Annotated in this window: 5 protein-coding genes; all 5 read right to left on the bottom strand. The window is 58.6% G+C overall.

Annotated features, from left to right (window positions below; all coding sequences use genetic code 11):
* Positions 1 to 177: 177 nt before the first annotated feature.
* Positions 178 to 462 (bottom strand): YceK/YidQ family lipoprotein, encoded by a 285-nt coding sequence (locus BFQ00_RS07755; protein ID WP_065933088.1) that lies wholly within the window; start codon positions 460 to 462, stop codon positions 178 to 180.
* On the bottom strand, positions 455 to 1084 hold the full coding sequence (ubiX, locus tag BFQ00_RS07750; RefSeq protein ID WP_083208103.1) for a flavin prenyltransferase UbiX: 630 nt from the start codon (positions 1082 to 1084) through the stop codon (positions 455 to 457). Before ubiX ends, BFQ00_RS07755 begins: the two co-directional genes overlap by 8 nt.
* The gene (gene mpl, locus BFQ00_RS07745) at positions 1081 to 2430 is read right to left on the bottom strand and encodes a UDP-N-acetylmuramate:L-alanyl-gamma-D-glutamyl-meso-diaminopimelate ligase (protein ID WP_065895158.1); all 1350 of its coding nucleotides are present in this window, start codon (positions 2428 to 2430) and stop codon (positions 1081 to 1083) included. The genes ubiX and mpl overlap by 4 nt, the downstream gene beginning before the upstream one ends.
* A 134-nt stretch (positions 2431 to 2564) precedes the next feature.
* Positions 2565 to 3638 (bottom strand): hypothetical protein, encoded by a 1074-nt coding sequence (locus BFQ00_RS07740; protein WP_139114977.1) that lies wholly within the window; start codon positions 3636 to 3638, stop codon positions 2565 to 2567.
* Between the two features lie 99 nt (positions 3639 to 3737).
* Complete coding sequence (locus tag BFQ00_RS07735) at positions 3738 to 6926, bottom strand: hypothetical protein (RefSeq protein ID WP_139114976.1); 3189 nt, start codon at positions 6924 to 6926, stop codon at positions 3738 to 3740.
* Positions 6927 to 7001 lie beyond the last annotated feature (75 nt).

Raw genomic sequence — 7001 nt, 5'->3', positions numbered from 1 at the left:
CGCTTTTCAAAAGTGAGCCGCTGTAAAAGCGGAACCCATAGCAGCCGTTACCGCAGAAACGGATATGTACCCGGTCCAATCCAACATCCTGGTCAGCCCAGAGGCCGCCATCGGGGGCAAGTCGAATCGTCGCACCGCCCCTCCCACATTGGTTTTATGGTGTTGTTGAGAATTGCGTTACAGGCCGCCGGTGGCGTTGAAGCCGACGCCCAGCACGGTCAACAACGACAGTGGCAACAGCAGCGTATCGAGCAACGCGCTGGCGGGCAGGTCGATATGGGGATAGGTGGGGGCCTCGGCGCCAAACCTGTCCTTGGCACAGCAGCCGCCGTTGATCGCGTACATATCCAGCCGGGTCCCGGCGTACACCACTGGCGCGCCCGGTTGCGCCGCATCCAGCGTGCGTGCGGTGGCGCAGCCGGTCAACTGCAGCACCAGCACAACCCACAGTACCTTATTCATCGCCACTCAAGTGATGCTCGCCCCAACGCGGCAGCATGTCCTGGGGGATATTGAGCAGGTTGAGAATACGCGCCACCACAAAGTCCACCAGATCATCAATGGTCTGCGGCTGGTGATAGAAGCCTGGCGATGCGGGCAAAATGGTCACCCCCATGTTCGACAACTTGAGCATGTGTTCCAGGTGAATGCTGGAATAAGGCGCCTCGCGTGGCACCAGGATCAACTGGCGCCGCTCCTTCAAGGTGACGTCCGCCGCGCGCTCGATCAAGTTGTTGCACGCGCCGGTGGCAATCGCCGACAGGGTACCGGTGGAGCATGGCACCACCACCATCGCCGCCGGCGCACCGGAGCCGGAAGCCACCGGCGACATCCAGTCCTCTTTGCCGTACACCTTGATCTGCCCCGCCGCCGCACCGGTGTATTCGGTGAGGAAGGCTTGCATCATCTGCACTTTGGCCGGCAGCTCGACGTCGGTCTCGGTCGCCAACACCAACTGCGCCGCCTTGGAGATCAGGAAGTGCACCTCACGGTCTTCACGCACCAGGCAATCGAGCAGGCGCAGGCCATACGGCGCACCGGACGCGCCGGTCATCGCCAGGGTGATACGTTCCGGGCCGCTCACTGGAGCGCCTCAGCCAGTTTGCCGTGCAGGCCGCCGAAGCCGCCATTGCTCATGATCACCACGTGGGTGCCCGGCCTGGCCACGTGTTTGACGTGCTCGATGATGCCCTCCAGCGAGTCGCATACCTTCGAAGGCACGGTGCACAGTGCGGCGATAGCGGGCAGGTCCCAGCCGAGGTTGGCGGGCGCGTACCACACCACTTGGTCGGCATCATTCACGCTTTCGGGCAGGCCATCGCGGTGCGCCCCCAGCTTCATGGAATTGGAGCGCGGCTCGACGATGGCAATGATTTGCGCATCACCGACGCGTTTGCGCAGGCCATCCAGGGTGGTGGCAATTGCCGTGGGGTGGTGGGCAAAGTCATCGTAAATGGTAATCCCGTTCACGTCGGCGACCTTCTCCATACGGCGCTTCACGCTTTTAAATGCGCTCAATGCGGCGATACCTACGGCCGGCGTCACGCCCACATGCCGCGCAGCCGCCAGGGTCACCAGGGCATTGGCGACGTTATGCTGACCGGTCATGCCCCAGTCGACCACGCCTTGGCCCACGCCTTCGAACAGCACTTCAAATCGCGAACCGTCGTCACTGAGCAACTTGACCTGCCATTGCCCGCCGACGCCAGTGGTTTGCACCGGGGTCCAACAGCCCATGTCGATCACACGCTGCAACGCCGGCTCGGTGGTCGGATGGATTACCAGGCCTTCGCTGGGAATGGTGCGCACCAGATGATGGAATTGCCGTTCAATGGCCGGCAGATCGGGGAAGATATCGGCGTGATCGAACTCCAGGTTGTTCAGGATCGCCGTGCGTGGACGGTAGTGGACGAACTTGGAGCGCTTGTCGAAAAAGGCGCTGTCGTATTCATCGGCCTCAATCACGAAAAACGGTGTGTCGCCCAGGCGCGCCGACACCGAGAAATTCTGCGGAACGCCGCCGATCAGAAAGCCCGGGCTCATGCCCGCGTGCTCCAGCACCCAGGCCAGCATGCTGCTGGTGGTGGTCTTGCCGTGGGTGCCGGCGACGGCCAATACCCAGCGGCCCTGCAGCACGTGATCGGCCAGCCACTGGGGGCCTGAAACGTAAGGCAAGCCTTTATTCAGCACGTATTCGACCGCCGGGTTGCCGCGCGACATGGCATTGCCAATCACCACCAGATCCGGCACCGGGTCGAACTGCGAAGGGTCGTAACCCTGGGTCAGTTCAATCCCTTGCGCCTGCAATTGCGTGCTCATCGGTGGATAAACATTGGCATCGGAGCCAGTGACGTGATGGCCCAGCTCTTTGGCCAGAACCGCCATCGAACCCATGAACGTGCCGCAGATACCCAGAATATGAATGTGCATAGTTGACCTCGTAAACATCGAGGCAGGTTAGCGTAGGGGGGGAAAGTTCGCACGCTTTAGCTTAAGGCGAAACGCCCGTCGCGGGGATACGACGGGCGCGCAGGCTGGGTTAACGTGGCGCCGGCCATCCAGGGCTATTGGATGGCCGCCAGCCGCTGCGAAGCGGTCCCTATCGGCAATACCGGCGTATTGGACTCAGGCGCGGGTGTGATGCTGAGGGCCCCCAGCAAGGCAGAAAGCGCTGCCATGCGGCTCTCCAAATCGATCACACGCGCCTTGATGTCATCTTTTTCAGGCCCCGTGGACGCCGGTTGAAAATCAATTTTCCGGACCTTGGCCTCTTTGCCCAGCTCCCTCTCGACATAGCCAATCATGGCCTCAAGCGAGTCGAGGCGCTCGTCCCTGGTTTGCATCACCCATTGCAGGTTCGGCCCGACAGGCTGCTCTCCACGCAGTGTCGACAAGGTGTTGACCAACAGAAAAGTTGCGTTCTGCGCATACTCGACGAGTCGCCCTTCTTCGGTGCTTTCCTGTGTTACGGGTGCAGGCGCCGGATTGATCAGTGGCTTGAGCGCTTCGTTGACACTCCCGACAACGACCATGCCGATCGACGTCACAGGTACGCTGATCGCCGTCGTGATCGCTGCGGTCTTGAGCAGGATCCTGTTTGTCGGCGGCAGCGCAGTCTCTATGGCCTTGACCGCCGTCTTGGCATTCTCTTCAAGGGTTCGCGCAGAAAAAGGCTCGACATCCTGCCCATTGACACGGCCCGAACTGGGCTGGCCGAACAGTTGGTCGCGGATGTGCGCATCCCTGGAGGCTTGCCAGGCTTTTCGCTGTTTTTCGACGTACGCGGCCATTTCGGGCGTTTGCCCGGCGCCTGAGGCGGCGTCTCCCGCCTGCCGGGTGCCACTGGCGTGCCCTGGGCCGTCGAACCCGTTCACTTTGGCGTCCACAAAGCCTTGATCGAACTTTTGGTGGCCTGTCTCCACGCCACTGCGTGCGGTGCCTGCGAGGTTGGGCGCGTCAACCCGTGTCGGGCTCGGCATACTCTCTCTGGAAGCGCCCCTCAGAAGGCCGCCAATGACCTCACCTACTTTTGAACACTTTATCGTTCGATACGATTTTTTATGACTGATACGCCCTTTGAATACAATCGAAATGCGGACAGGAAGTAACGCCGTTGTTATTGTTGTTGAACGTTTCATCTTCATTCACCTTAGTTGGGATAGATACAAACCATTCACGGTCCCTGCCGAATGAATATTAAATAATGGAAACCCTGACTATCTGAACACATCCGTGTATCAGCGTTGCAATGAACTCACCGCGCCAAATTGTACCAACTGAACACCGAACGGCGTTTTAGTGACAACGTTATAGGCATACCAGGCGCCTTTCTTGAAGACGGCCACGGCAGGTCGCCATACATTGTCCTCAGTTGCGTGAAAAAACCCTTTTACAACATCGCCGTCCTTATAGAGTTTAGTGACATCATAACTTCCGTAATGGCCTCTCAAACGTGACAACACATCATGACCCTTTTCAACCAGGTACTTCGTATCCTTATAACCGGCGCGTGCGCCTTTATTTAAGTTCTTCGCAATATCGACTGAGTCGGTATAGCCGACGGACGCACCCACACCCGCCACGACAGCGCTTTTAATTGTATTCAGAACACCTCTGCCCGCCTTGGCGGCTTTGCGCGCGGCATTCGCACCGGGAATGACAAAGCCGAGAATGTCGAACCCGAGATTGAATATCGCCCCGCCTACATCACCGTTGATAGCGTCTTGAACACCGTCGTAAAAAGGCACGAGGCTCAGAAAAAAACCCTTCAGTTCTTCGTCGTAAGCACGCCCTTTTTCAATCTCGGTGACGCCCGCTGCCTCCTTCTGCAGGCCACCATAGTCCTTGGTGAAATAACCACCCGCCAGGTGCGCGAGTGCAGCCGATTTATCAGAAAAGTAGTCACCCTGGTTGTTCCCATCCGGTGCAGGCGGATCGCGCGTTTTATCCGTTAGCCCATATTGCTTGTAGGTATGCGGCAAACCCGGAATGTAACCTTCGTTCCCCCCTCCAAAATAGGAGCGATCATCCAGGTCGATCCGCCCGCCCGGAAAGCCGTCTTCCTTGACGATCTTGCCTTCGGCGGGAAAGTAACTGTAGGCGCTGACAGTGCCGTCAGGCTCCACCACTTTCATCAGCAACCCGTGCCTGCCCTTGAGCGCTTCAAGCTCCTGCACCGTGGGCGTTGGAGGCAGGCATTCCCTGGGGGTGAACAACCCGGAGGTACAAGGCCCGCTCTTGGTATAGGCGCGGGACACCTCAAAAAAACTGACGTCCGATTGGCTGACACGCACCCTGTCCGCCATGGGCAGCAGTGACAGCTGATATTTGAACTGGATAGCCCAGGCACTTTCCTGGACCTTGCGATACTCCTGAAATTTCGCTTTAAACACTTTATTGATGTCAGGGGTCAATTCAGACAGACGCGACTTTAAACGCTCATAGGGAAAACGCTGCTCATCCCTGGATATCCAATAGTCCGGTTGAATGGGCCCCGTCATATAAATATCCAACAACGATATCGGCTTATGCTTCACGGAGGCCTGCTGCATCACCTCGAGCGTCGGGTCCACGTCCGGAAATACCCGTTTCAACTCTGCCAGCGCCAATTCCCGCCGTGTCGTCGGCGGCGTTTTCATGGCATTACTCGCCCAGCGAAGTTCTTTTTGCTGCTTGTTGAGTGCCTGTTGCGCCTGCTCGGCCTGCGCATCCGAATAAGTGTGCGTCGGGCTGGTGTCGATAACACGGTTGGCAATGCCCCAGGCAATGATCGAATCGCGTGCGGCGAACTTCAGTTGATCCTCATCCTCGGTGGACACCGGCGGCGTATTACCGAAAGCCATCACCTGGCTGAAGGTCATGTTTGCGGACGCGCCAGGCACTTGCTGCTCTATGCGCGCCACCTCTATACAAAAATTCGTCCAGGTGTGGGAGCCGTAGACCAAATTGGGCGGGATGTCTTTCACCACAAACTCAGGGGCTGCCGCCGATAATAAAACCCGTGCGGCGACAGCGGCGGCCTCGTTGCCGACCCGGCCGGCGAGGTGCGCCGTAAAGCGCTTGACGATCTCTGCCGAAGACGCGCCCGCGTTATCAACGCTATACAGGTCGTAGCCCGCCAGGTTGAACCGCGACTTGCCCAAGCCAGGATCGAGTTCCCGGACCAGGGCCACACCAAGACTTTCAATCGCGCTCGTGGGGGTGTCGACAACCTTGAGCACCTCCCGAATCAACTTGCCCAGGCGCAGGGCCTCGGGTGTGCGCAGGAGCTGGTCGAGGGCGATTGACGGATAATCAGCCATGGCCTTTCTGAGGTTGGCTGGGAGATGACTGACCAGGCGACTCAAGAGGCTGTCCGTTCCAGGCACGTTCGCCGTACCTGTCGCGATCTGCGCCTTTACAAGCTTTCCCATCTTGCGCAGCGAAGTAGACGACAGCCCCTGCCCAATGTGCCTTACGCCACCTGAGTCAACGCCCGGCGCCCTGTGTGCCAGGTCAAAGGACAGTGCCGAGGCCAACGCATGAGCCTGGGCACTGTTCGCGGGCATTTTGTAGCCTTCCAGCTTGAGCATCCGGGCAAGGCTCAACGTTTTGCCCGGCTCTCGATCAAACAATGCAGAGCGAGGATCGATGGGCACGTTGCTCTGCTCCAAGTCGACACGCCCCTCAGCGTCATCGACCAAGGCGTTCAATGCGCTCATCAGCCTGTGCCGATTGGCCTCATCGCCCAGCGCCTGCCGATGCGCCGCCAGCGCCGCGTCGGAGTGGGTCGACAGGTGACGCTCATCCAGATTGAAGCCGGGATTATCCGTGAACTGTATGCGGCGAACGCTGGCTTGGCCGCCGTCAAAAAGATCAGGCTCCTTGTAGAATTGCGCGACCAGCGGCATCGACACGCCGCCCTGACCGCTCCCTGGGTATCGCACCGCTTGACCGTGTTCGGGGGCGAATACCCTGCCCAGGGCCAGGAGCGTGCGGGAAACATCAGACCAGCCTGAATCGTCTGACAAATAAAAGGTTTTGGGCCGACCGTCTACATAACCTTTTATTTCCCCGCGCGCAGGGATCAGCGTCAGAGCATGCATATCCAGCCCCTGCTTGTTAGCCCAGGCTGAAAATCCTTCGCTTTTAAAGGCACTGTCCAGTTGGGCATACCAGCGCGCTACCGTCGAGTGCGGCGGGACCTGCACATCGGGGGGCCGAACTGACGTTCTATAACTACCGTCGAGCAATAATGAGGCGAATGAACTGGCGACCTCGGCATCGGCCTCGGCGCGACTTGTTGAAGGCGTTTCACTTGTTTCAGTCGCAGGGTGGTCTTTATCAATCGCGGCGCCGCCCCTATGATTTGTATGGACTTCGCCTCGTTCAGCCAGTGAACTGAAGGACGCTGTTATTGGGTACGTATACGTCGTTGGAATACTCATCATCCACCCTGAATACAGTGTTCAAGTTTCTAAACAACCGAAGCTTCAATGTACTCAATGAGTGGGACAAACATG

It is taken from the genome of Pseudomonas sp. 28 E 9 (assembly GCF_900004785.1).
Lineage (GTDB): Bacteria > Pseudomonadota > Gammaproteobacteria > Pseudomonadales > Pseudomonadaceae > Aquipseudomonas > Aquipseudomonas orientalis_A.
This window is presented reverse-complemented; position numbering and strand designations above follow the sequence as displayed.